This is a genomic window from Burkholderia sp. AU19243 (genome assembly GCF_018148075.1).
Classification (GTDB): Bacteria; Pseudomonadota; Gammaproteobacteria; order Burkholderiales; family Burkholderiaceae; genus Burkholderia; species Burkholderia latens_A.
In genome coordinates this window covers 68,662-93,367 of the sequence record NZ_JAGSTV010000010.1, presented here as the reverse complement: position 1 = coordinate 93,367, position 24,706 = coordinate 68,662, and the positions used below count along the sequence as shown (strand labels likewise).

General features: G+C 67.9%; 23 protein-coding genes. 6 read left to right on the top strand and 17 right to left on the bottom strand.

All coding sequences use genetic code 11. The features are described 5' to 3' along the window. Window positions 1-24: 24 nt before the first annotated feature. The 4 genes from KDW55_RS19455 to KDW55_RS19440 all read right to left on the bottom strand — a co-directional run bounded on the left by KDW55_RS19455 (window position 25) and on the right by KDW55_RS19440 (window position 4,149). On the bottom strand, window positions 25-258 hold the full coding sequence (locus tag KDW55_RS19455) for a Fis family transcriptional regulator (protein WP_006476892.1): 234 nt from the start codon (window positions 256-258) through the stop codon (window positions 25-27). Continuing rightward, window positions 255-1,322 carry a tRNA dihydrouridine synthase DusB gene (gene dusB, locus KDW55_RS19450; protein ID WP_212160906.1) on the bottom strand — a complete coding sequence of 356 codons (1,068 nt, stop codon included), beginning with the start codon at window positions 1,320-1,322 and terminating at the stop codon, window positions 255-257. Before dusB ends, KDW55_RS19455 begins: the two co-directional genes overlap by 4 nt. Window positions 1,323-1,465: 143 nt before the next feature. Beyond that, window positions 1,466-2,644 carry a UbiH/UbiF/VisC/COQ6 family ubiquinone biosynthesis hydroxylase gene (locus tag KDW55_RS19445; RefSeq protein WP_212160907.1) on the bottom strand — a complete coding sequence of 393 codons (1,179 nt, stop codon included), beginning with the start codon at window positions 2,642-2,644 and terminating at the stop codon, window positions 1,466-1,468. 110 nt (window positions 2,645-2,754) lie between these two features. Then, window positions 2,755-4,149 carry an aminopeptidase P N-terminal domain-containing protein gene (locus KDW55_RS19440; RefSeq protein ID WP_212160908.1) on the bottom strand — a complete coding sequence of 465 codons (1,395 nt, stop codon included), beginning with the start codon at window positions 4,147-4,149 and terminating at the stop codon, window positions 2,755-2,757. 185 nt (window positions 4,150-4,334) lie between these two features. Between KDW55_RS19440 and KDW55_RS19435 the strand changes: the two genes are divergently transcribed. After that, a complete protein-coding gene (locus KDW55_RS19435; protein ID WP_040143430.1) occupies window positions 4,335-4,949 on the top strand; it encodes a glutathione S-transferase N-terminal domain-containing protein in 615 nt (204 codons plus the stop codon). Between the two features lie 106 nt (window positions 4,950-5,055). Here the strand turns inward: KDW55_RS19435 and KDW55_RS19430 are convergent, their stop codons facing one another. The 4 genes from KDW55_RS19430 to KDW55_RS19415 all read right to left on the bottom strand — a co-directional run bounded on the left by KDW55_RS19430 (window position 5,056) and on the right by KDW55_RS19415 (window position 9,496). Then, on the bottom strand, window positions 5,056-6,675 hold the full coding sequence (locus KDW55_RS19430; RefSeq protein WP_212160909.1) for an FMN-binding glutamate synthase family protein: 1,620 nt from the start codon (window positions 6,673-6,675) through the stop codon (window positions 5,056-5,058). Window positions 6,676-6,794: 119 nt separating this feature from the next. After that, entirely contained in the window at window positions 6,795-7,979 is a 1,185-nt protein-coding gene (gene mnmA / locus KDW55_RS19425; RefSeq protein ID WP_212160911.1) for a tRNA 2-thiouridine(34) synthase MnmA, read from the bottom strand. Then, window positions 7,976-8,485 carry an NUDIX hydrolase gene (locus KDW55_RS19420; RefSeq protein WP_040144879.1) on the bottom strand — a complete coding sequence of 170 codons (510 nt, stop codon included), beginning with the start codon at window positions 8,483-8,485 and terminating at the stop codon, window positions 7,976-7,978. The genes mnmA and KDW55_RS19420 overlap by 4 nt, the downstream gene beginning before the upstream one ends. A gap of 90 nt (window positions 8,486-8,575) precedes the next feature. Further along, window positions 8,576-9,496: a LysR family transcriptional regulator gene (locus KDW55_RS19415; RefSeq protein ID WP_040143433.1), complete on the bottom strand. Its 921-nt coding sequence runs from the start codon at window positions 9,494-9,496 to the stop codon at window positions 8,576-8,578. Window positions 9,497-9,585: 89 nt separating this feature from the next. Between KDW55_RS19415 and KDW55_RS19410 the strand changes: the two genes are divergently transcribed. Then, entirely contained in the window at window positions 9,586-10,509 is a 924-nt protein-coding gene (locus KDW55_RS19410; RefSeq protein ID WP_212198015.1) for a carbon-nitrogen hydrolase family protein, read from the top strand. A 73-nt stretch (window positions 10,510-10,582) separates the two neighbouring features. Here KDW55_RS19410 and KDW55_RS19405 read toward each other — a convergent pair whose 3' ends face one another. The 8 genes from KDW55_RS19405 to KDW55_RS19370 form a co-directional block, all read right to left on the bottom strand. Then, window positions 10,583-11,269 carry a YafY family protein gene (locus KDW55_RS19405; protein WP_040143435.1) on the bottom strand — a complete coding sequence of 229 codons (687 nt, stop codon included), beginning with the start codon at window positions 11,267-11,269 and terminating at the stop codon, window positions 10,583-10,585. A 73-nt stretch (window positions 11,270-11,342) separates the two neighbouring features. Beyond that, window positions 11,343-11,747, bottom strand: a complete 405-nt coding sequence (locus tag KDW55_RS19400; RefSeq protein WP_006751908.1) for a VOC family protein — start codon at window positions 11,745-11,747, stop codon at window positions 11,343-11,345. Between the two features lie 362 nt (window positions 11,748-12,109). Next, the gene (locus KDW55_RS19395) at window positions 12,110-13,414 is read right to left on the bottom strand and encodes a class I SAM-dependent RNA methyltransferase (protein WP_040143436.1); all 1,305 of its coding nucleotides are present in this window, start codon (window positions 13,412-13,414) and stop codon (window positions 12,110-12,112) included. Between the two features lie 168 nt (window positions 13,415-13,582). After that, the gene (locus tag KDW55_RS19390) at window positions 13,583-15,706 is read right to left on the bottom strand and encodes a site-specific recombinase (RefSeq protein WP_209821421.1); all 2,124 of its coding nucleotides are present in this window, start codon (window positions 15,704-15,706) and stop codon (window positions 13,583-13,585) included. 547 nt (window positions 15,707-16,253) lie between these two features. Then, window positions 16,254-16,979: a PqiC family protein gene (locus KDW55_RS19385; protein WP_040143439.1), complete on the bottom strand. Its 726-nt coding sequence runs from the start codon at window positions 16,977-16,979 to the stop codon at window positions 16,254-16,256. Then, window positions 16,976-18,595 carry an MlaD family protein gene (locus KDW55_RS19380; protein WP_040143440.1) on the bottom strand — a complete coding sequence of 540 codons (1,620 nt, stop codon included), beginning with the start codon at window positions 18,593-18,595 and terminating at the stop codon, window positions 16,976-16,978. The genes KDW55_RS19385 and KDW55_RS19380 overlap by 4 nt, the downstream gene beginning before the upstream one ends. Then, a complete protein-coding gene (locus KDW55_RS19375; protein ID WP_040143441.1) occupies window positions 18,588-19,217 on the bottom strand; it encodes a paraquat-inducible protein A in 630 nt (209 codons plus the stop codon). Before KDW55_RS19375 ends, KDW55_RS19380 begins: the two co-directional genes overlap by 8 nt. After that, window positions 19,214-19,906 carry a paraquat-inducible protein A gene (locus KDW55_RS19370; protein WP_040143442.1) on the bottom strand — a complete coding sequence of 231 codons (693 nt, stop codon included), beginning with the start codon at window positions 19,904-19,906 and terminating at the stop codon, window positions 19,214-19,216. The genes KDW55_RS19375 and KDW55_RS19370 overlap by 4 nt, the downstream gene beginning before the upstream one ends. 258 nt (window positions 19,907-20,164) lie before the next feature. Between KDW55_RS19370 and KDW55_RS19365 the strand changes: the two genes are divergently transcribed. The 4 genes from KDW55_RS19365 (at window position 20,165) to KDW55_RS19350 (ending at window position 23,368) form a co-directional block, all read left to right on the top strand. Continuing rightward, a complete protein-coding gene (locus KDW55_RS19365) occupies window positions 20,165-20,725 on the top strand; it encodes a cytochrome b (RefSeq protein ID WP_212160912.1) in 561 nt (186 codons plus the stop codon). Between the two features lie 8 nt (window positions 20,726-20,733). Next, window positions 20,734-21,294 carry a YceI family protein gene (locus KDW55_RS19360; RefSeq protein ID WP_040144880.1) on the top strand — a complete coding sequence of 187 codons (561 nt, stop codon included), beginning with the start codon at window positions 20,734-20,736 and terminating at the stop codon, window positions 21,292-21,294. 64 nt (window positions 21,295-21,358) lie between these two features. Further along, window positions 21,359-21,940, top strand: a complete 582-nt coding sequence (locus KDW55_RS19355) for a YceI family protein (protein ID WP_040143444.1) — start codon at window positions 21,359-21,361, stop codon at window positions 21,938-21,940. Between the two features lie 150 nt (window positions 21,941-22,090). Next, window positions 22,091-23,368 (top strand): MFS transporter, encoded by a 1,278-nt coding sequence (locus KDW55_RS19350; protein ID WP_212160913.1) that lies wholly within the window; start codon window positions 22,091-22,093, stop codon window positions 23,366-23,368. 372 nt (window positions 23,369-23,740) lie between these two features. Here the strand turns inward: KDW55_RS19350 and secF are convergent, their stop codons facing one another. Continuing rightward, entirely contained in the window at window positions 23,741-24,691 is a 951-nt protein-coding gene (gene secF / locus KDW55_RS19345; protein ID WP_040143447.1) for a protein translocase subunit SecF, read from the bottom strand. Between the last annotated feature and the right edge of the window lie 15 nt (window positions 24,692-24,706).

Sequence of the window (24,706 nt, the reverse complement as noted above, 5' to 3'; positions counted from 1 at the left end):
GGGAAACGGGGACGGGACGGCCGCCTACAGCAGGCCGTGCTGCTGCAGCTTCTTGCGCAGCGTGTTGCGGTTGATGCCGAGGTACTCGGCGGCGAGCGACTGGTTGCCGCCGGCCTGTACGAGCACGACCTCGAGCATCGGCTTTTCGACGCAGGACATCACCATTTCATAGACGTCGTGCGGATTGGAGCCGTCTAGATCCCGGAAATACACGTCCAGGCTCTCGCGGACACATTGTTCGATGTTGTGCTTGCTCATGCTGCTAACTGGTTATGGTCGTCCGGCTCGCCCTGGCCGTTTTCCGCTTCGTCATCGACATAGACGAGGTGGTCCGACAGCGCCTTTTGCGCCTCGAAGAAGGCATTGACGGCGGCGAGCTGCTCGCGGGTGGAATCGAGCGTGTTCATCCGGTGCCGGAACGCATTGGCACCGGAAAGGCCGCGAGTGTACCAGCCGATGTGCTTGCGCGCAGTACGGACTCCGGTGAATTCGCCGTAGAACGCGTAGTGGTCTTCCAGGTGTTCGTTCATCACGTGCTGGATCTCGTCGATCCGCGGCGGCGGCATCAGCTCGCCGGTTTGCAGGAAATGATCGATTTCACGGAACAGCCACGGCCGGCCTTGCGCGGCGCGACCGATCATCAGCGCGTCGGCGCCGGTTGCGTCGAGCACGGCTTTCGCTTTCGCCGGCGACGTGATGTCGCCGTTCGCGACGACCGGGATGCGCACGGCCGCCTTCACGGCCGCGATCGTGTCGTATTCCGCTTCGCCGCGGTAAAGGTCGGCGCGCGTGCGGCCGTGCACGGTCAGCATCGAGATGCCGGCTGCTTCGGCGAGGCGCGCGACCGTGATCGCGTTCTTGTGCTCGCGATCCCAGCCGGTACGGATCTTCAGCGTGACCGGCACCGCATCGGCCCCCGTACCGACCGCCGCGACGACGGCCTCGACGATCCGCTGCACGAGCGGCTCGTTCTGCAGCAGCGCGGAACCGGCCGCGACGTTGCAGACCTTCTTCGCCGGGCAGCCCATGTTGATGTCGATGATTTGCGCGCCGTTGTCGACGTTGTAGCGGGCCGCTTCGGCCATCATCGCCGGATCGGCGCCGGCGATCTGCACCGCGATCGGCTCGACTTCGCCTTCGTGGTTCGCGCGCCGCATCGTCTTCGCGCTTTTCCACAGCTGCGCATTGGACGCGACCATCTCGGACACCGCGTATCCGGCCCCCAGCCGCTTGCACAGCTGGCGGAACGGACGGTCCGTCACGCCGGCCATCGGGGCGACGAACAGGTTGTTACGCAAAACGTGAGGGCCGATAACGGGCATCGCAATGGCACCGCCCGCGGGCACCGGGCGTCGCGGGCAAAAAAGGGCGGAGGGAAAACGCGCATTTTACCGTATTCCCATGCCCCGCCGATTTGACCCGGTTTGCGCGGCGCGGGCGCACGTCACGCGCGGCACGCCAAGCGTCAGTTGCGCTGGCCGAACATCATCTGGCGCGCGATCGCCTTCTTGAGCGGCGGCACGAATTCGAGCGCGGTGAGCGCCGCGCCGCGCAGCAGCGGAAGCGGCCCCGCGTCGATCGTGAACAGGCGCGCGAGCGTGTCGGTCGCGCCGATCGTGAACCGCCGGTCCAGCGCGCGGCGCGCGTTGAAAGTTGCAAGCGCGGCCGCTTCGAAGCCGTGCGTCGACAGCGCGTCGACGAGCGTATGCGCATCGCGCAGCCCGAGATTGAGCCCCTGGCCGGCGACCGGATGCAGTGTTTGCGCGGCGTTCCCGACGATCGCGGTGCGTCCGCTGACGAGCGTTTGCGCGGCGGTCAGCCCAAGCGGGAACGACGCGCGTCCCGCGATCGCGACGAACCGGCCCATCCGTTCGCCGAAGGCCGCGCCGAGTTCGCGCAGGAACGCATCGTCGGGCAGCGCCGCGCGGCGTGCGGCCTCGGCGGGCGTGCAGCACCACACGAGCGAATACGCAGCACCGCCAAGCGGCAGCAGCGCAAGCGGGCCTTCGTGCGTGAAGCGCTCCCACGCGACGTTCGGGCGCGGCGCCGACACCGTGACCGTGCCGACGATCGCCGTCTGCCCGTAGTCGCGGCGATGCTTGCCCGTATCGGCGTGCTGCTCGTGAAACAGTCCGCCCTCGGCATTGATGACGATGCGCGCGCGCAGTGTGCGTTCGCCTTGCGGCCCGTCGAGCGTCAGCGTGACGCCGTCGGCGTCCTGCTGCGGGGCGCGGGCGGTGGTCGACGTGAGCCAGTCGATGCGCGTGCCGCGCACCGCGGTCGCGAGCGCCTGCACGATCGAACCGTAACGCACGACGTAGCCGAGCGCGGCGACATCGTGTTCGTCGCGGTCGATCAGCGTGCGGCCGAAATGGCCGCGCTGCGATACGTGGATGTGTTCGATCGGCGTCGCGTCGGCGGGCCATGCGAGCGTGTCGAGCAATACGCGGCTGCCGTGCGATACGGCGATCGCGCGTGGATCGTTCGCGCTCGCGGCCGGTTCGCGCGCGTCGATCAGCGCGATCGATGCGTGCTGCGTCGCGCTGCGTCGCGCGAGCCAGCCGGCGAGCGCGAGCCCGACGGGGCCTGCGCCGACGATGGCGAGGTCGTAGTCCGGCGTGGCCGGGGAGGAAGCGGTCGTCATCAGTGTTCGTGAAACGGGGTAACGGTCAACGTCCGATCAGTGGCGAGCGGCAATACGCCGGCCGCCGTCGCCGCCCGAAGGCCGATGGGGCGCGGCGGCTTGCGGCGCGCTCATGCGCCGGGTGCGCCCGCGCGCATCAGCGCCTCGATCTCGGCGGCCGCGACGGGCACGTCGCGCGTGATCAGTTCGCAACCGTGCTCGCGCACGATCGCGTCGTCCTCGATGCGGATGCCGATGTTCCAGTACTCGGCCGGCACGTCGTCGGCCGCGCGCACGTACAAGCCGGGCTCGACGGTGAGCGTCATGCCGGGCTTCAGCGTGCGCCACGGCAGCGCGCCGTTCGCGTCGCGCGCGGCGAGCCGCTCGCGGTAGTCGCCGCAATCGTGCACGTCCATCCCGAGCCAGTGGCCGGTGCGGTGCATGTAGAAGCGCGCATACGCACGCTCGGCGATCACGTCGTCGACGCTCGAGAAGCGGGTCTTCGGAATGATGCCGGTGTCGAGCAGCCCCTGCGCGAGCACGCGCACGGCCGCGTCGTGCGGCGCTTCGAACGGCACGCCCGCGCGCGTCGCGTCGATCGCGGCCTGCTGCGCGGCAAGCACGATGTCGTACAGCGTGCGCTGCGCGGGCGAGAAGCGGCCGTTGGCCGGGAACGTGCGTGTGATGTCCGACGCGTAGCCATCGAGTTCGCACGCGGCGTCGATCAGGATCAGGTCGCCGTCCTGCGCGGCCGCGTTGCCCGCCGGGTAGTGCAGCACGCACGCGTTCGCGCCGGCCGCGACGATCGAGCCGTACGCGGGCGCCTGCGCACCGTGCTTGCGGAACGTGTACAGCAGCTCGGCCTCGAGTTCGTATTCGCGTATGCCCGGGCGGCATACCTGCATCGCGCGGCGGTGCGCGAGCGCGGAGATGTGCGCGGCGCGCATCATGATCGCGAGTTCGTGTTCGTCCTTCACGAGCCGCATGTCGTCGAGCAGCGGCGTGAGGTCGAGCATCGCGTCCGGCGCGGCAACGCCGGTGCGCGCCTGCGCGCGCACCGCGTCGAGCCAGCCGGCCAGTTGGCGATCGAACTCGGCCGATGCGCCGAAGCGATAGTGGACGGTGCCCGCATCGGCAAGCAGGCGCGGCATCTCGGTATCGATCACGTCGACCGCATACGCCGCGTCGAAGCCGAACGCGTCGCGCGCGGCCTCGGGCCCGTAATGGAAGCCTTCCCAGATTTCGCGATCGGCATTCTTCGCGCGGCAGAACAGGATCGATTCCGGCGCGCCGTGCGAGCCGGCGGCATTCAGCACGAGCACGGCATCGGGTTCGGCGAAGCCGGTCAGGTAATGGAAGTAGCTGTCATGCCGGTACGGGAAGGCCGTATCGCGGTTGCGCAGCAGTTCCGGGGCGGTTGGCACGATGGCGACGCCGCCGCCGGCGGCGCGCAGTGCGGCAAGCACGCGTTCGCGGCGCTGGAGGTAGACGTCGACGGCGATGTCGGTATCGAGGGGCGCGTTCATTCGTGCGATTGTAGCGCCGCCGGGCGCCGCGCGTGACAGGCATGGCCGCAAGCCACGCCGGACGGGCCTGTGCGGCAGCTGTTGCAAACCATCCACAGGCCGGACGGGCGATTTTCTACCCGGCAGTGCCGGCCGGTTATGATCGGCGACAACGTATACTCCCGGCAGTTCCCTTGAAAAGGCAGATGATGAAATTAATCGGTTCGCTCAGCAGCCCGTACGTCCGCAAGGCGCGGATCGTGCTTGCTGAAAAGAAGATCGACTACAAGCTGGAGCTCGAGAACGTGTGGGCGCCGGAGACGAGCATTCATGCATCGAATCCGCTCGGCAAGGTCCCGTGTCTCGTGATGGAAGATGGTGCCGCGGTATTCGATTCCCGCGTGATTTGCGAATACGTCGATACGCTGTCGCCGGTCGGCAAGCTGATTCCGCCGTCGGGGCGCGAGCGCGTCGAAGTGCGCTGCTGGGAAGCGCTCGGCGACGGCGTGCTCGATGCGGCCGTTGCGATTCGTCTCGAACACACGCTACGGGAAGAAGGGCAGCGCAGCGCGAGCTGGATCGCGCGCCAGCAGCGCAAGATCGACGACGCGCTCGTCGCGATGTCGCAGGGCCTTGGCGGCAAGACGTGGTGCGTCGGTAATCATTACACGCTCGCCGACATCGCGCTCGGCTGCGCGCTCGGCTACCTCGATTTCCGGATGCCCGAGCTGAACTGGCGCGACCGTCATCCGAACCTCGACAAGCATTTCGTGAAGCTGTCGCAGCGGCAGACGTTCGCCGACACGGTGCCGCAGAACTGAACGGCGCCGGCTCCATATCGAGCAGACGAAAGAAAAGCGCCCGCGGGCGCTTTTCTTCTTGGCGGGTCGCGCCGGCCGGCGCCACCCGTATGGCCCGTGCCGGGCGTTATTCGATCGACGCGTAAACGGTCTCGCCGAGCACGAACGAATCGCTGCGCGCGATCGGCCACCACTTGTCGTACAGCGTATAGCCGCAGGTCTGGCCGTCAAGCAGCGCGCCGGGCTTCAGATACTTCAGCAATTGCGACATCAACCGCACCTCGTGCGGCGCGACGCGCTGCACGATGTGATGCGCGCGCAACTCGGACGGATGCCCGAGGCCGGCCGCCTGCACGAGTTCCTGCAGCGCATGCAGCGTGTTGCGATGGAAGTTGTACACGCGTTCGGCCTTGTCCGGCACGACGATCGCGCGCTGGCGCACCGGATCCTGTGTCGCGACGCCGGTCGGGCAGCGGTCGGTGTGGCAATGCTGCGCCTGGATGCAGCCGACCGCGAACATGAAGCCGCGCGCCGAGTTCACCCAGTCCGCGCCGATCGCGAGCGTGCGCGCGATGTCGAACGCGGTAATGATTTTGCCGCTCGCGCCGATCTTCACGCGGTCGCGCACGCCGATCCCGACGAGCGTGTTGTGCACCAGCAGCAGCCCTTCCTGCAGCGGCACGCCGACGTGGTCGGTGAATTCGAGCGGTGCCGCGCCGGTGCCGCCTTCCGCGCCGTCGACGACGATGAAGTCCGGCACGATGCCTGTCTCGATCATCGCCTTCGCGATCCCGAAGAATTCCCACGGATGGCCGATGCACAGCTTGAAACCGGTCGGCTTGCCGCCCGACAGCGTGCGCAGCCGCTCGACGAATTCGAGCAGCCCGCGCGGCGTCGAAAACTCGGAGTGCGTCGCGGGCGAGATGCAATCCTTGCCCATCGGCACGCCGCGCGTCTCGGCGATTTCCGGCGTGATCTTCGCGGCCGGCAGCACGCCGCCGTGGCCCGGCTTCGCGCCCTGCGACAGCTTGATCTCGATCATCTTGACCTGCGGCTCCGCGGCCTGCTTCGCGAACTTGTCCGGGTTGAACGTGCCGTCGTCGTTGCGGCAGCCGAAGTAGCCGGACGCGATTTCCCAGATGATGTCGCCGCCATGCTCACGGTGATATTTCGACAGCGAGCCTTCGCCGGTGTCGTGCGCGAACCCGCCTTTCTTCGCGCCGAGGTTCAACGAGCGGATCGCGTTCGCGGACAGCGAGCCGAAGCTCATCGCCGAGATGTTGAAGATCGAGATGTCGTAAGGCTGCGCGCGACTCGCGCCGACCCGGATGCGGAAGTCGTGGTTCGGCAGCTTCGTCGGCGCGAGCGAATGGCTGATCCATTCGTGCGCGACGGCCTTCACGTTGAGTTCGGTGCCGTACGGGCGGTTGTCGGCGACGTTCTTCGCGCGCTGGTAGACGAGGCTGCGCTGCGCGCGCGAGAACGGCTTCTCGTCGGTGTCGTCCTCGACGAAATACTGGCGGATCTCGGGGCGGATGAACTCGAACAGGAAGCGGAAGTGGCCCCAGAGCGGGTAGTTGCGCAGGATCGCGTGGCGGTCCTGGTTCAGGTCGTACAGGCCGACGGCGACGAGGGCAACGGGGATGACGATCCACAGCCACGAAAGCGCGTGGATCGACGCGAGTGCGGCCGCGGCAACGAGCAGCAGGACGGCACACCACATCGCGAGGTAGCGTCGAGAAAGCATGGGGACTCCGTAAGAATCTTGAAATGCCGCCATGCGTGCGCTGCGAAGGCGGCGCGCCGGCCGCGACGGAATCGTGTTCCGCCGGGCGCGGCGTGCCGCAAGTCTAAACCGAATGAATGTCAGCGTGCGTCGGCGAGCGCGATTGCGTGACCTGCCGCCGATGCCGGTGCGGTTTGGCCGGGCTGGCCGGTGGCCGCGAACTCGATGATGCCGCCGCCGAGGCAGATCTCGCCGTCGTACAGCACGGCCGACTGGCCGGGCGTGACCGCCCATTGCGCGTCGTCGAACGCGAGCGAGAAGCGTCCGTCGTCGGTCTGGCCGAGCGCGGCCCGACCGAGCGCGGCCCGACTGAACCTGCACGCCGCGTCGGCCTGCCGGTAGCGCGTCTTCGCGCCACATGCGAAGCCTTCGCCCGGCGGCTCGCCGGCGACCCAGCTCACGTTGCCGGCGACCAGCTCGCGCGACAGCAGCCATGGATGGTCGTGGCCTTGCACGACGTACAGCGTGTTCGACGCGATGTCCTTCGCGGCGACGAACCACGGATCGCCGTTGCCGTCCTTGCTGCCGCCGAGGCCGATGCCCTTGCGCTGGCCGAACGTGTAGAACGCGAGGCCGATGTGCTCGCCGACCACCTTGCCGTCCGGCGTCTTCATCGGGCCGGGTTTCGTCGGCAGATAGCGGTTCAGGAAATCGCGAAACGGCCGCTCGCCGATGAAGCAGATGCCGGTCGAATCCTTCTTCTTCGCGTTCGGCAGGCCGATCTGCGCAGCGATCTCGCGCACCTTCGTCTTCGGGATCTCGCCGAGCGGGAACATCGTTTTCGACAACTGCGCCTGGTTCAGCCGGTGCAGGAAGTACGACTGGTCTTTCGTATGATCGAACGCCTTCAGCAGCTCGAAGCGGCCGTCGCGCTCGCGCACGCGCGCGTAGTGGCCGGTCGCGATCATTTCGGCGTCGAGCGACATCGCGTGGTCGAGGAACGCCTTGAACTTGATCTCGGCGTTGCACAGCACGTCGGGGTTCGGCGTGCGGCCGGCAGAGTATTCGCGCAGGAATTCGGCGAATACGCGGTCCTTGTATTCGGCTGCGAAGTTCACCGCTTCGACGTCGATGCCGATCAGGTCGGCGACGGATACCACGTCGATCCAGTCCTGGCGCGTCGAGCAGTATTCGCCGTCGTCGTCGTCTTCCCAGTTCTTCATGAACAGGCCGACCACGTCGTAGCCCTGTTCCTTCAACAGCCACGCGGTCACCGACGAATCGACGCCGCCCGACATGCCCACCACTACACGGCGCTTGCTCATTTGCCTACCGCCTGACGGTCGAATGCTTCCGGGCGCGGCGCGACCGAATGCGTATGCACGAAATCGAGCGGAATGCGCCGCCCGGCGAGATAATCGTCGACGCAGCGCATCACCGCCGGCGAACGGTGGCGCTCGGTGCACGCGCGCAGTTCGTCGGCGCTCATCCACAGCGTGCGGACGATGCCTTCGTCGAGCACGTGGTTCGGCAGCGGCTCGCCGGCCGTGCCGCAGAACGTGAAGCGCAGGTAGGTCGCGCCGGCGCTGTCCGGGCGGTCGTAGTGCGCGAGATAGACGCCGACGAGCGCGTCGGGCGTGAACGGATGCGCGGTTTCCTCGAGCGTCTCGCGAATCACGGCGTCGGCGAGCGTCTCGCCGGCCTCAAGATGGCCGGCCGGCTGATTGATGCGCAGGCCCGTCGAGGTTTCTTCCTCGATCACGAGAAAGCGGCCGGCGCGCTCGACGAGCGCCGCGACGGTCACATGCGGGGTCCAGATTTCGGGTTTCATGGTTCGGCATTTTACCGGTTGCGCCACGACGCTGCCGGCCGTCTCGTTGGACGAATCCGGCCCCGATCGACCCGCCATATCCGCCCCTTTTTATGGCGCGACGATTCTCGCGACACAGGCAGCGATCGTGTCCCGCACGCGCACGATCGCCGGATCGCGCTGCGTGCTGGTCCGCCAGCCGATCTCGACCGGATAGCGCGGCAACTCGACCGGGCACGCGAGCGCCCGCAGCGACGTCGCGTGCGCGATCGCGCGCGCGGCGTGCGCCGGAATCGTCGCCACCGCGCCGGACCCGGCGAGCAGGTACGGCAGCGCCGCGAAGTGCGTGGTCGACGCCGCGACGCGCCGCTTGTGGCCGAGCGCGGCGAGCGCCTCGTCGACAATGCCGATCACGCCTCCGGACGACACCAGCAGGTGATCCCGCGCGAGGAAGTCGGCCAGCGCGAGCTTGCGCGGCGCACCGGCCTGGCCGGCAGGATCGATCAGGCACGCGTAACCGCCCGTCGCGACCGCGCGCCGGCTGAGTCCGTTTGCCGAGAATCCGCCCGAAGCGATCGCCACGTCGACGCCGTGCCGCAGCAGCGCGTCGCCCGCGATCCCGCTGTGGGTTTGCCTGAAGATCAGCCGAATACCGGCGGCTTCTCGCGCGACCGCGTCGATCAGCGCGCGGCCGAGCGCGATTTCGAAGTCGTCCGACAGCCCGATCGAGATCGTGCGGCCGATCCGCTCGCCGCCGTCGGTCACGATCGCGAGGCTTTCGCGGCAGCGGTCGAGCGCATCGGACAGGATCGGCTTCAGTTCGTCCGCGCGCGGCGTCGGCGCGAGCCCGCGGCCGGTGCGCGCGAACAGCGGATCGGCGTAGATCACGCGCAGCCGGGCGAGCGCCGCGCTGACCGCCGACTGCGTAAGGCCGAGCCGCAGCGCCGCGCGGCTCGCGCCGCCTTCCTCGTAGAGCGCCTCGAACACCTTCAGCAGGTTCAGGTCGAGCCCGGCGATATCATCTGCGTTCATGTCAGTTATCGTTGCATCGATTTGATCGATGAAATGATATCGACCAAGATGGCGTCGTCCGATTTACCGCACTTGCCGGAGACGCTCTCATGTTCACCTCGGTCATTGCCGCGCTGCAGATTGGCGCATCGCCCGCCGGCACGCGTGCCACGCTCGACACGATCCTCGGCTACGAAACTGCGATCCGCGACAGCGGCGCCTCGCTCGTCGTACTCCCCGAGGCCGTGCTCGGTGGTTATCCGAAAGGCGAGATCTTCGGCACGCGGCTCGGCTACCGATTGCCCGAGGGACGCGACGCGTATGCCCGCTACGCCGCCCAGGCGATCGACGTGCCGGGGCCGGAAACCGACGAACTGGCTGCGCTGTCGCAGCGCACCGGTGCAAGCATCGTGGTCGGCGTGATCGAGCGCGGCGGCAGCACGCTGTACTGCGCGGCACTGTTCTTCGATCCGCGCGACGGGCTCGTCGCGAAGCACCGCAAGCTGATGCCGACCGGCACGGAGCGGCTGATCTGGGGGCAGGGCGACGGCTCGACGCTGCCCGTCGTCGAAACTGCCGCGGGCCGCGCGGGCGCCGCAATCTGCTGGGAGAACCACATGCCGCTGCTGCGCTGCGCGATGTACGCGAAAGGTGTGCAGATCTGGTGCGCGCCGACCGTCGACGAGCGCGACCTGTGGCTAAGCTCGATGCGGCACATCGCGCACGAGGGGCGCTGTTTCGTCGTGAGCGCGTGTCAGGTGCAGCCGTCGCCGAGCGCGCTGGGCATCGACGTGCCCGGCTGGGATCCCGAGCGGCCGCTGATCCGTGGCGGCAGCGTGATCGTCGGGCCGCTTGGCGATCTGCTGACCGAGCCGCTCATCGGCGAGGCGGGGCTCGTGACCGCGCGCATCGATCTCGACGAACTCGTGCGCGCGCGTTACGACTTCGACGTCGTGGGCCACTATGCGCGCGCCGACGTGTTTTCGCTGCACGTCGACGAGCGGCCGAAGCGGCCGGTGGTATTCGACGCGTGACGGCCGTTGGCGGGGCGACGCTGCGCCACGGCGGCATGGCCGCCGTGTGGCGTGCGGCGGGCCGCCGCGTGCGTCAGCGCATCGGCGCTTCGGCGATTCTCATGTAGTCGGCGATCCGGCGGCCTTCCATGTCCGGAAATTGCTCGTGCACGGTGATGTCGCCCATCCGTGCGATGTCGAACGTACGGAAGTCGCCGCGCAACTCGCACCACGCACCGATCGTCCAGCGGCCGCCCCAGTAGACGAGCCCGAGCGGCCACACGCGGCGCTTCGTGTGCGCGCCGAGCCGGTCGCGGTAATCGAAGCTGACGATGTGGCGCGTGTCGACCGCCTGGTGGATCGCGTCGACCTTCGCGCAGAACGTCTCGTCGATATGAAACGACGGCGCGAACACCGGCAGCCGGTCGAGCGCCGTGCGCTTGTCGGCCGGCATCGCCGACGCGATCTTCGCGAGCGCCGAACGCGCACCGCCTGCGAAGCGCGCGCCGCCCCAGGTTTCGAGCATCCGCGCGCCGACCGCGAGCGCCGCGAGTTCCTCGGCCGTGAACGTGAGCGGCGGCAGGCTCGCATTGCGGTTCAGCCGATAGCCGATGCCGGCTTCGCCTTCGATCGGCACCCCTGACAGTTGCAGGTCGCGCACGTCGCGATAGACGGTGCGCGGCGACACCGACAGCCAGTCGGCCAGCTGCTGCGCGGTCGTGAGACGGCGCCCGCGCAGCAGCTCGGCGATCTGGAACAGGCGGTCGGCACGGCGCGTCATGGCTGCACCTCGGCTCCAACGGCTATGGGGACTTCGCGATGATAGCGCCGTGCCGGCCCGATCGTGGACGCGTTCAGTGGCATTTCGGCGCGTGCAGACCGACGCGGTTGCCTTCGGTGTCGATCAGATAGCCGATGTAGCCGTAGTTGTTCGGCAACTCGACGACCGAGCCCTGCACGACGCCGCCTGCGCGCTTCGCGCGCTCGAGCGCCGCGACGACCGATTCGCCGGCGTTCAGGTACACGAGCACGCCGTTCGCGCTCGGCTTCATCTGTTGAGGATCGAACACGATGCTGCCGCCCGTGCTCGACGCTTCGTGATCGAACATCGCCATCGGCACGCCGCCGATGACTTCGCGCTGAAGGGTGGTTTGCAGCACGGTCTCGTAGAAACGGATCGCGCGGTCGAAATCGAGGGACGGGATGTCGAACCACGCGATCGCACGCTCGAGTGTTGCGGTTGCAGTTGCGGACGTCATGACGAGCTCCTTGTTGTTCGGGTTGTTCTTCACGGAAACCAGCCTTGCATTGCGCCGGGATTGCAGTGTGAGCGGGGGCTGCTGACAGCGTGCTGTCAGTAGTGATGGCGGTGCTGACAAAGCTCGCGTCGCGGTGTCTGCGGGCGCCGGGCAGTCGCGGCGAGGGCGGCGAGGGCGGCGGCCCCGGGAACGGCGGAGGTCGCCCGCGGGGCGGCGTGCACACGCGGCGCGGCGCGAGAGCGGGCACTGCCGCCCGCGCATCGCGGCCGCGCAAAGCAAGACGCCCGGCGGATGCCGGGCGTCGTCGAGGTGTCAGCAGGCGGCCGTGGCGGCCGCAGCGACGTGTGTGCGGGTGTCGCGCGTCAGGATTCGGCGTCGCCTTCGTGCGCGGCCGGGCGTGCCTTCACGCTGCCGGCGATCAGGTCGAAACGGAACAGCCGGCATTCGAGCGCGCCGTTGAACAGCGGCGTCTTCGCCGATTCACGCAGGCGCAGCTGGCCCGGCAGCGAGCGGTCGGACGTCAGCAGGAACGCCTGCCAGCCCGTGAAGCGCTGCTTGAGCGCGTCGCCGAGCGCGTTGAAGAACTCGCTGTCCGGCGCATCGGTGTGCGTGCGGCGGAATGCGTCGTCGTTGCCGCGGTTGCGGCCCGTCTCCCGCACCTCGCCCCGCGCGCTGCGGCCGCGCACTTCGATCCGCTCGCCGTACGGCGGGTTCGCGAGGATGATGCCGGGGCCGTCGCAAGGCGGCGTCATCCCGCGCGCATCGACCTGCTTGAGCCATACCGACGGCACACCCGCGCGCTCCAGGTTGGCGCGCGCCTTCTCGAGCATGTCACCGGAGATGTCGCTGCCGTACACGCCGAGCGAATCGCGCTTGCCGCGTGCCGCGCGCTTCGCGTCGAGCGCCGCGACCTTCAGGCCTTGCCACGCGGTGATGTCGTATTGCTTGAGCTTTTCGAAGCCGAAACGACGCTCGACGCCCGGCGCGACGCCGAGTGCGATCTGCGCGGCTTCCGCGAGGAACGTGCCGCTGCCGCACATCGGGTCGTACAGCGGCGTGCCGGGTGTCCAGCCGGTGAGCCGCAGGATGCCGGCCGCGAGGTTCTCGCGCAGCGGCGCCGCACCCTTGTCGAGGCGCCAGCCGCGCTTGAACAGCGGCTCGCCCGACGTATCGAGGTACAGCGTGCATTCGGTGGCCGTCAGAAACGCGAACACGCGCACGTCCGGCGCGCCGGTGTCGATGCTCGGCCGCGCGCCGGTCTTGTCGCGCATCCGGTCGCAGATCGCATCCTTCACGCGCAGCGTCGCGAATTCGAGGCTCTTCAGCGGCGACTTGATCGCGGTGATGTCGACACGCAGCGTCTGCGTCGACGCAAACCAGCGTTCCCACGGCTGCTCGAGCGCGAGCGCGTAGACGTCCTGTTCGTTGCGGTACGGGCGGTGCGCGATCTTCAGCAGGATCCGGCTCGCAATGCGCGAATGGAGGTTCGCGGCCATGCCGGCGGCCCAGCCGCCGCGGAAATGCACGCCGCCCGGCACCTGCGCGCCCGCGGTGAACGGCGCGCCGTCCAGATGACGGCCGGCGATCTCGGCCAGCTCGGCGGCAAGCGCCGCTTCGAGGCCGCGCGGGCAGGGAGCGAAGAATTCGTACAGGGTGGGCGAGGACATAAGGCGGGTGAAGGCGTGCAAAAGTCCACTATTGTACGCGGCGCGGACGGCCGGGGCCGGCGTTGCGTCCGTTTCATGACCCCACGCATGCGTCCGCACTCGTGCTCGCCGGGCGCGCGGCGCCCGCCGCCGCGCGCATGGCGAGGTGCCTCCGCGGCTGCGACAGGTTCAGTGCGAGCCCGTCTGGCCGGTCCGCACTGCCGGGGCGCCGGCCGGCCAGAACAGCGCGGACGGCTTCGACAGCACCGTGCGCACGATCGCGCCGACCAGCGAGCGTACCTTGGCGCGGCGCAGGCTGCGCGAGCGCACGGCCATCGTGAACGCGAGCGCGAAGCTCACGAGCACGTTGAGGATCGCCATGCTGAGCACGCCCGCGCAGGCCCACCAGAGTTCGGGCGTACTCAACGCGTCCTTGCCGAGCACGCCGAGCGCGACGCCGATCGAACCGGCCGACAGCGTTACGTGCCGCACTTCGAACGGGAACAGAAACACGGTGACGATCGCGGGGATCAGGCCGAGCATCAGGCCGAGGCCGACGTTGGCGACGACGCCCGCGACGTTCGACCGGCAGAAGTGTGCGAACTTCGCGGCCCCGGCCGCGCCGAGCGTGAGGCGCAGGCGGCGGTTGTACGCGAGCGCGTCGCCGACCCGGTGCAGCACGAACCAGTTGTCGGCCCAGCCCGCGAGCAGGCTCGACGCCCACAGCAGCACGCCCGTGAGCGCCGCGTAGAACGGCGTTGGGCCCAGCAGCGAGAATGAGTGCAGCGTCGCGTGCGCCTTCTGCGGCGAGATCAGGTTCGCGTGCAGCAGGTTGCCCGCGAACAACTGCACGAGCAGGCACACGGGCAGCACGACGAGCACGTTGCCGGAAATCGCCGCGGCCTGCGTGCGGATCAGCGCGATCACCGACGCGACGAACGCCTTCACCCCTTCGTCGTGGTTCGTGTCGTCGAGCTCGCGCGCGAGCGTCGGCGCGGTCATTGCCGGCTGCTTGGTTGCGAGCGTGAAGTGCAGGAAGTGCATCAGCATGAAACTCGCCGCGTAGTTGATGCCCGCCAGCAGCCCTTCGAGCATCGATTGCAGATGGGCGCCCGTGATCGCGAACTTCACGCACACGGTCGCGACGGTGACGAGGCCGCCGCCCGCCGCCATCCGCAGCATCTTCAGGTATTCGGCGCGGCCGCGCGAGATGTAGTGCTCGCCGGTATCCGCGTTGGTCTCGACGAGCTTGCGCGCGAACAGCGAGAAATTGCTGCGCACGAGGTGCGACACGCTCTGGCTGTTCTGGTTCGCGTCGACAAGCTCGGCCGTGAGGCGCGCCATCCCGTGCAGGTCGTCGCGCGCCATCCACGCGTTCAGCAGCATTTCCGCGCGCAGGATGCGCATGCGCATCCGCTCGACCTGGAACACGATGTCGACCGACACGCCGTTGCGGTACAGGTGCGCGAACACGTCGTCGACCGCGATCCGGCATTGGTCGAGCAGCACGCGCAGGTAATTCACCTCGTGCAGCAGCTTGCTCGGGTCGCCGCCGTCCTCGACGGCCGCGTGCGCGGTCTCGACCGCGAGCATCGCGCGCGTGAGACGGTAGAACGGCTGCGTTTCGAGCGGCTTGCGCGCGTCGTCGTCGGACAGGCGGCTGCGCACCGTTTGCGACAATCCCGTCGAGCTGATCTGGCACGTCAGGTTGTGCAGCGCGGCCAGCAAGTCGCGCGAGAACGAGCCCGGCTCGTGGCGCTCCTCGTCGGTAACGTCGAACGCGAGGAGCTCGGCGATGCGCGCGAGCAGGTCGTCGGGCAGCGCGTCGATCCATTGCGCGTCTTCCGGCGCGGGGAACATCAGCGTGAACAGCGCCGTCAGCTCGCGGCGGTTCGGCGCCGGCGGGATCAGCGACGAGTCGATCCGCTCGAACAGCGCGCCGAAAAAGCCCGAATGCACGGGCATCCCCGCATCGCACAGCAGCGAGATGCCGTCGCATTCGCGCAGAATCCCGCGCAGGATGCGCGCCGCGTGGGACTTCCATTCGGGATTGCGGTCCAGCACGTGGAACAGGTAGCGCAAGCGTGCATGCGCCGGGTACGTGCGTGCGTCGGCGTCGCGGTCGGCCGGCACCTCCTGCGCGGCCTGCATCGCGCCGTTGCGGCGCAGCCAGTGCGCGAGTTCGATCAGCCATTCGCTGCGCTCGGCGTACGACGCGTCCGCGTCGGCATGCGCGAGCAGCGCATCGAGCTGGTGACCGGCATTGCGCGACGCGCGCCACTTCTTGATCAGGGTCGTCAGGGAACGAAACATAAACGGAATAGCGAAAGCCCGAGACGGGCGGGTACGGGATGCCGGCCGGGATTGCGGCGCGGCGCCGGAGAGAACGGTGACGCTGGCCGGGTGGCCGGACGATGCGCGGCGACTCGCGATGCGGCTGCCCCGACGCGGCGCATGCGGACACGCATGCGCACCCCGGCAGACGCGGCGGCCGCCCCCGAGACGACGGGTGGATCGCCGCCGGCGGGCGCGCACGACGGCGGCGCGAGCCGGAACGTGCGTAGGATCGTCAATCGGACGCGAAAACGCAAGCCGACCGCATTGCCGGGCGCGGGTTCCGGAGGATTTTGACAAACAATGCAAAGCGGCCGTCCGGCCAATGGATGCCGCGGAGTGTGCGCAGCCGCTGCGGCAGCGGCGATGGCGGCGCCGTCGCATATGCGGCCGGGTGCGCGTGCGGTTCGCGGCAGATGATCGTGATCGTCATCGGCGAGACGGGCCGGCTGCCGGCTGCCGGCTGCGCGGCTGCACGGCTGCACGGCTGCACGGCTGCACGGGCGTACGGCCGCGCACCGGACGCTTACACGCCGGACTTGCCCGTCGCGCCCGCGTCATCGTGCGCCGCCGGATTGGCCGGGCAGGCCAGGACGGGCGCGGCGGCGGCCGCCTTGCCGGACGCAGCCGATGACGGCGCCGCCGCGCGCCGCGCGGCCATCGTGCGCACGCCGGCTGCGGCTTGCGATGCGATCACGTCGAGCGCACGCCGGTGGCCGGCGACGAGCGCGTCGTACCCGTCACCAACCGGCTCCGCGACGCTCGTGCGGCACGTCATCACCGCTTGCGTGTCGAGCGCACGCACGCTCCACACCGCGTCGATCGCCGCGCGTTTGCCCGGCCACGACTCGAAGCGCTGCACGTTCACACTGATTCGATAGACGGGCACGCCGGCCGGATACGCAGAATTCGCGACGTCGATCGTGCCGAGCCGCGCGGCGAGATCGTCCGACAGCGCGCGGCGGATCTCGTCGGCGGGCGCCGCGGCCCACCGCTCCTGCTCGAGCACGTCGACCTGCGCGGCGTTCTTCTGCACGACGAGCTGGTTCTTCGCGACCTGCTCGGGCACGCCGACGGCCGGCACCTCGATCAGGAACGCGGGGTTGGCGGGTGCGGTGCGCACGGGCGCCGCGGCATCTGCGGGGCTCAGCGTATAGAACCGCGCGGGCGGCGAACTGCACGCGGCCAGCGCGAGCGCGGCGAAGACTGCCGCCGCGCCGCTCGCGAGGCCGTTCACGCGTGTCGTCGTCATTGTTGATCTCCTGGCTTGCCCTTGAGCAGCGATTCGGGGTGGCGCTCGAGATAATCGGCGAGCGCGTTCAGCGATTGCAGCGTGCGCGTGAGCTCCTTCAGCGCGCCGCGCACGTCGGACTGCAGCGGCGAATCCTGCTGCAGCGTCGCTTCGGCGGTCGAGAAGGTCTGCTTCGCAGCCGCCAGCGTGTCGCGCGCTTGCGGCGCGATCTGCGTGTCGAGCTGCTTGAACAGTTTGTCGGCGTTCGACAGCGCGCTGTTCAGGTTCGCGCCGATCTGGTCGAACGGCACCTTGTCGAGCTTCTTCGCGATGTCGGCGACCTGCAGCTGCAGCTCGTCGAGCGTGTTCGGTACGGTCGGCAGCTCGAGCGGCTGGCGCGCCGCGTCGATCTTCACCGGCGGCGCCTTCGGGAAGAAGTCGAGCGCGACGTACAGCTGGCTCGTCAGCAGGTTGCCGGTGCGCAGCTGGCCGCGCAGCCCGTGCTGGACGAGGCGCTCGACGATTTCGCGGCGCGCCGGTTCGCCCTTGCTTTCGATCGTTTCGCGGAAGCGTCGGCCGAGCCGCTCCGGATACACGTTCATCGTGACCGGCATCAGGAAGTTCTTGGTCTTCGGGTCGTAGTCGATGCCGATGTTCGTCACTTCGCCGAGCACGATGCCGCGGAAGTCGACCGGCGCGCCGACGGCGAGCCCGCGCAGCGACTGGTTGAAGTTCATCACGACCTGCAGCGGCTGGCCGTCCGGGTCGCGCATTGCATCGCCCTCGTCGGAGCCGAGACGGAAGGTCGTGTTGTTCGGCGCGATCGCGCCGGTGTCCTGGTTCGGCGGCGTCTGGAACGCGATGCCGCCGAGGATCACCGTGGCGAGCGACTGCGTGTTCAGCTTCAGGCCGCTCGAATCGAGCCGCAGGTCGACGCCGCTCGCCTGCCACCAGCGCGAATTCAGGCCGACGTACTGGTCGTACGGCGCATTGACGAACACGTTGAACGTGACGCCGGTGCCGTCCTTGTCGAGCGAGAAGCCGACCACCTGGCCCACCTGCACGCGGCGGTAGTAGACCGGCGAGCCGATGTCGACCGAGCCGAGCGAATCGCCGCGCAGCACGTACTGCGTGCCTTTCTGGTCGCCGGTCACGGCCGGCGGCGTCTCGAGGCCGGTGAAGTCGGTCTGCGTGTCCTGCCCGTGGCCGGCGTCGACGCCGATGTACGCGCCCGACAGCAGCGTGCCCAGCCCCGACACGCCGGTCGCGCCGACGCGCGGCCGCACGATCCAGAAGCGCGAGCCCTTGACCGCGAAGTCCTCGGCCTCCTTCTTCAGTTGCACCTGGACGAGCACGCGCGACAGGTCTTTCGACAGCTTGATCGTCTTGACCATGCCGATCTCGACGTCCTTGTACTTGACCTGCGTTTTGCCCGGCTCGAGCCCTTCCGCGCTGTGGAAGCTGATCGAGATTTCCGGGCCGCGCTCGCGCACGGACTTGATCACGAGGCCGATGCCGATCAGCGCGGCGATCAGCGGCACGAGCCAGACGAGCGACGGCAGCCAGCCGCTCTTCGTCGAGATGGCCGGATCGGGCGGCCGGGGCGCGTCGTGCTGCGGGCCTTGCGGACTATTCATGGTGTTTCCCTGAGGTTTCGACTGGATCCCAGATCAGGCGGGGATCGAACTGCATCGACGCGAGCATCGTCAGGATCACGACCGAGCCGAACGCGAGCGCGCCGGGGCCGGCCGTGATGACGGCGAGCGAACGGAAATGGACGAGCGCGACGGTCAGCGTCACGACGAAGACGTCAAGCATCGACCAGCGGCCGATCCGCTCGACGATCCGGTACAGCCGCGTACGCTGCAGCGGCCGCCAAGCGACGCGGCGCTGCGCGCTGGTCGCGAGGATCGTCAGCACGCCCAGCTTGAGCATCGGCACGAGAATGCTCGCGACAAACACGACGACCGCGAGCGGCCAGTCGCCCGACGTCCAGAAATAGATGACGCCGCTCATGATCGTGTCATCCTGCGAGCCGACGATCGACGACGTGTGCAGGATCGGCAGCAGGTTCGCCGGAATGTACAGGATCGCGGCGGCGATCAGCAGCGCCCACGTGCGCATGATGCTGTTCGGCGTGCGGAAGTGCAGCGCGCTGCCGCAGCGAGCGCAGTGCGCGTGCGGATGGTCGATCGTCTGCACGAGCCCGCATGCGTGGCAGCTGGCATAGCCCTCGCGGGCAGCGATGGGCGTCGTCATTGGCGCGGCGCGTCCGGCCGCGGCGCGGCGGCGGGGGTGGCTGGGATGGCGGGAGCGGGTTCGGGCCGTCCGGGCGTGCGGCCGGCGCGCAGGTCGTCGGCGATGTCCCACAACGTGCGCGGGTCGAACATCAGCACGACGGCGGTCATCAGCGTGAGCGCGCCGAATGCGAACAGCGCGGCGTCGGGCACGACGCGCGCGAGGCTCACCATCTTCACGATCGTGACGACGATGCCGAGCATGAACACCTCGATCATCCCCCACGGGCGCACGAACTGGATCGTGCGCAGCACCAGGTTCAGGCCCGGCGGCACGACGCCGCGCCGGATCGGCAGCAGCACGTACAGCAGCGCGGCCATCTCGACGAGCGGGAACAGCACCGTCGAGCAGAACACCATCACGCCGACGATCGCCATGTCCTGATGCCAAAGCGCATCGATCGCGCCGATCAGCGTCGTCTGCACGCGCGTGCCGTTCAGGTCCATTTCGAGGATCGGGAACGTCTGCGCGATGATGAACGTGACGAGCGCGGCGACCGCGAGCGCGCTGATGCGCTCGATCTGCGTGGTGCTGTTGCGATAGAGCAGCGCGTCGCAGCGCGGGCAGCGCGCGATTTCGCGGCCGCTCAGACGCGGTTTATGCAACAGTGCGTCGCATTCGTGGCAGGCAATCAGATCGTATCGTTGCATGGAAAAGGCGGTGTTGCGACGGCAGGGAGCACGCGTCGACGGGGCCGGAACCCGCGCCAATCTTACCAAAACGGCCTTTTGGCGGTGTCAACGTCCAAATGACCGGTGACCGGTCGGTAACATGGCGTCGACATGGCAGCCCGCTGACGCGTCAGTTCTCAGAGTCGGCGGCCGTCAAAAGGTTGCGGTAGCATGGCGCCCTTGACATGCGTCGGTCGAAGTTGCCGGCGCAGCCGTTCGCTCAACTGAGGATCCACGATGGCATCGAATTCGCTGCCGGCCAGCCCGGTACGTTACTCGCAGACGGCGATCGCATTGCACTGGCTGATCGCGCTGCTGATCGTCTGCGGCTTCGGGCTCGGCTGGGTGATGACCGACATCCCCGGTTTCACGCCGACCAAGCTGAAGTACTTTTCGTGGCACAAGTGGATCGGCGTGACTGCGTTCGCGCTGGCGGTCGTGCGCGTGCTGTGGCGCGCAACCCATGCCGCGCCCGCGCTGCCCGGAAGTACCCCGGCATGGCAGCGCGCGGCATCGCACGGCGTGCACATCCTGCTCTACGCGCTGATGCTCGCGATTCCGCTGACCGGCTATCTGTACAGCTCGGCGTCGAACATCCCGGTCGTCTACCTCAGCATCGTGCCGCTGCCGCGCCTGATCGACCCGGATCCGGCGCTGAAGGAAACGTTCAAGACGCTGCACGTGACTTTGAATTACATTCTGCTTGCGCTCGTTTCACTGCACGTGCTCGCTGCGCTCAAGCACCAGGTGCTGGACCGCGACGGGCTGCTGTCGCGCATGCTTCCCTTTGCCAAATGAAGGATCCCATGAAAGTGTCTTTCTCCCGCTCCATGCTGACCGCGTTCGCCGCGGTGTCACTCGCCGCATCGGCCGCGGCGCACGCCGACGTCGATCTCTCGAAGAGCAAGGTGTCCGCCGTGTCGAAGCAGATGAACGTGCCGACCGAAGGCGCATTCAAGAAGTTCTCCGCGCAGGTGAAGTTCGATCCGGCGAAGGCCGCGCAAGGCAGCGCGCAAATGACGATCGACGTCGCGAGCTTCGACCTCGGCGACAAGATGTACAACGACCAGGTCGCGGGCAAGGACTGGTTCGACGCGAAGGCGTACCCGCAGGCAACCTTCACGTCGTCGGCGATCGCGCCGGCCGGCGGCAACAAGTACAACGTGACCGGCAAGCTGACGATCAAGGGCAAGTCCGAGACCGTCACGGTGCCCGTCACCGTCACGCAAAGCGGCGCGACGCAGACCTTCGACGGCGTGCTGCCGATCAAGCGTTCGGCGTTCAACGTCGGCACCGGCGAATGGAAGGACACGTCGATCGTCGCCGACGAAGTGCAGATCAAGTTCCATCTCGTCGCGACGAAGTAAGCGGCGGGGTGTCGCATCACCCGAATGCCGCGCGAGGGCGCGGCGCTGTTCCAAGGAGAAAGAGTTGAAAAAGCATCTGATCATCGCCGCGGGCGCGCTGGCCGCTTCGCTGTCGTTCTCGGCTTTCGCCGACAGCGCGACGTACCAGTTCGATCCGAGCCACACGTACCCGAGCTTCGAGGCCGATCACTTCGGCGGCCTGTCGGTCTGGCGCGGCAAGTTCGACAAGTCGAGCGGCACCGTGACGCTCGACCGCGCGGCGAAGACGGGTACGGTCGACGTGACGACCGACATCGCGTCGATCCACACGGGCAGCGCGAAGCTCGACGAGCATCTGCAGACGCCGGATTTCTTCGATGCGGCGAAGTTCCCGCAGGCGAACTACAAGGGCACGATCAAGTTCGAAGGCGACAAGCCGGTGGCGGTCGTCGGCAATCTGACGCTGCATGGCGTCACGAAGCCGCTGACGCTGAAGATCGATTCGCTCAAGTGCATGCCGCATCCGATGCTCAAGCGTGAAGTGTGCGGCGTCGACGCGGTCGGCGAATTCAGCCGTGACGATTTCGGCCTCGACTACGGCAAGCAGTACGGCTTCAAGATGAAGACGAAGCTGCTGATCACGGCCGAAGCCGTCAAGCAGCAGTAACGCGCGCGGCCTGGCCGTCGCATACGCACCGCCGCGCTCCCTTTCCGGGGGGCGCGGCGGCTTTTTTTTGCGCGCCTATAATCGTCGGCACAGCTCGCGGCGCGACAACGGACGCGTCTGACAGAACGTACAACGACAAGGAGATCGCCGATGCATGCCGTCACGCAGTCCAGCTCCGTAGCATCGTCGCCGCGCGTGTGGCGCGCGGTGGTCGCCGCGTCGATCGGCAACGCGCTCGAGTGGTTCGACCTCGTCGTCTACGGCTTCTTCGCGGTGACGATCTCGAAGCTGTTCTTCCCCGCCGGCAACGACACCGTGTCGCTTCTGCTCACGCTCGGCACCTTCGGCGTGTCCTTCTTCATGCGCCCGCTCGGCGCGATCGTGCTCGGCGCGTACGCGGACCGCGCGGGCCGCAAGGCCGCGCTCACGCTATCGATCCTGCTGATGATGGCCGGCACGCTGGTGATCGCGGTGCTGCCGACCTACCAGACGATCGGCGTTGCGGCGCCGCTGATTCTCGTCGCCGCACGGCTGATGCAGGGCTTCTCGGCCGGCGGCGAATTCGGTAGCGCGACCGCGTTCCTGGCCGAGCACGTCCCCGGCCGGCGCGGTTTCTTCGCGAGCTGGCAGGTCGCGAGCCAGGGTCTCACGACGCTGCTCGCGGCCGGTTTCGGCACCGTGCTGAACGCGCAGCTCACGGCCGACCAGATGGCCGCATGGGGCTGGCGTGTGCCGTTCTTCTTCGGGCTGCTGCTCGGGCCGGTCGCGTACTACATCCGGGCGAAGGTCGACGAGACGCCCGAATTCCTCGCTGCCGAAAGCACCGCGAACCCGCTGCGCGATACGTTCGCATCGCACAAGGCGCGACTCGTTGCTGCGATGGGAGTGGTCGTACTTGGCACGGTCGCGACGTATCTCGTGCTGTTCATGCCGACGTACGGCGTGAAGCAACTCGGCCTCGCGCCTTCGGCCGCGTTCGCGGCGATCCTCGTCGTCGGCGTAATTCAGATGGCGTTCGCGCCGCTCGTCGGCCACTGGTCCGATCGCTACGGCCGTGTGCGCGTGATGATCGCGCCGGCGCTGGGCATTCTCGTGCTGATCTATCCGGCATTCGCGTACCTCGTCGCGCATCCGGGCTTCGGCACGCTGATCGCGCTGCAGGTGCTGCTCGCATTCCTGATGACGGGCTACTTCGCGGCGCTGCCGGGCCTGCTTTCCGAGGTATTTCCGGTGCAGACGCGCACGACGGGGATGTCGCTCGCGTACAACGTCGCGGTGACGATCTTCGGCGGCTTCGGGCCGTTCATCATCGCGTGGCTGATCAAGGCGACCGGGATGAAGACGGCACCGAGCTTCTACCTGATGTTCGCGGCGGTGCTGAGCCTTGGGGCGCTGGTTGTGCTGCGGCGGCGGTTCGGGTTTCGGTAATCGAGTAACGGGGTGCAGGAAGCGCGGTTAACCGGCGTCGCGGGACGCCCGCCGGTGCCGCAGGCTCCAAGCGAGCGGTTGCTGCAAGCACGACGACGACCGCAGTGAAAAGCAGCGCGGCTACGCTCCACTGCGCGACGGTGTCGCAGTCGAAACCGGCCCGTTCGCAAATCGCGTGCGAGATCGACTTCCCGGTACGACGGCAGCATGTCGTCGACATCCCCATCGCAACGCGGCGTCAAGCGCGAGGCCGGCCCGACACCGTAGCCAGCACCCGGACGGCGCGCCGCGAGACGAGGGCGGCGCGCCCGCATGAAAAAAGGCCGGTCCAACAGGACCGGCCTTCGTCAATCAGCCAAAACGCCGCGCCGCTCAAACCTGCGCGCCGGCGTTCGGATCGTCCGGATCGTGCGCGGTCTTCTTTTCCTTGATCAGGTCTTCGCGTTTGATGCCGAGCCACATCGCGAGCGAACCCGCGACGAACACCGACGAGTAGATGCCGAACATGATGCCGACCGTCAGCGCGAGCGCGAAGTAGTGCAACGTCGGGCCGCCGAAGAAGAACATCGACAGCACCATCATTTCCGTCGACGTGTGCGTGATGATCGTGCGCGACATCGTGGTCGTGATCGCGTGGTTGATCACTTCCTGCACGTTCATCTTCCGTTCGCGGCGGAACGTTTCGCGGATCCGGTCGAAGATGACGACCGACTCGTTGACCGAGTAGCCGAGCACCGCGAGGATTGCCGCGAGCACCGCCAGCGAGAACTCCCACTGGAAGAACGCGAAGAAGCCGAGAATGATCACGACGTCGTGCAGGTTGGCGATGATGCCGGCCACCGCGTACTTCCATTCGAAGCGGAACGACAGATAGATCACGATACCGATCACGACGCACGCCAGCGCGAGCAGGCCGTCGGTCGCGAGCTCGCGGCCGACTTGCGGGCCGACGAACTCGACGCGCTGCAGCGTCACGTCCGGGCTTTGCGCCTTCAGCGCGTTCATCACCTGGTCGCTTTGCTGCGCGGACGTGAGGCCCTGCTTCAACTGCAGGCGGATCAGCACGTTGCGCGACGTGCCGAAGTTCTGCACCTGCGCGTCGGCGTAGCCGAGCTTGCCGAGCGTCGCGCGCACGGGTTCGAGCTGCGCGGCCTGCTGATACTGGACCTCGATCACCGTGCCGCCGGTGAACTCGACGGACAGGTGCAGCCCGCGGTGGAACAGAAAGAATACGGCGGCGAGGAACGTGACCAGCGAGATCACGTTGAACACCAGCGCGTGCCGCATGAACGGAATGTCTTTACGGATGCGGAAAAATTCCATGGCTTCGTCTCCGGG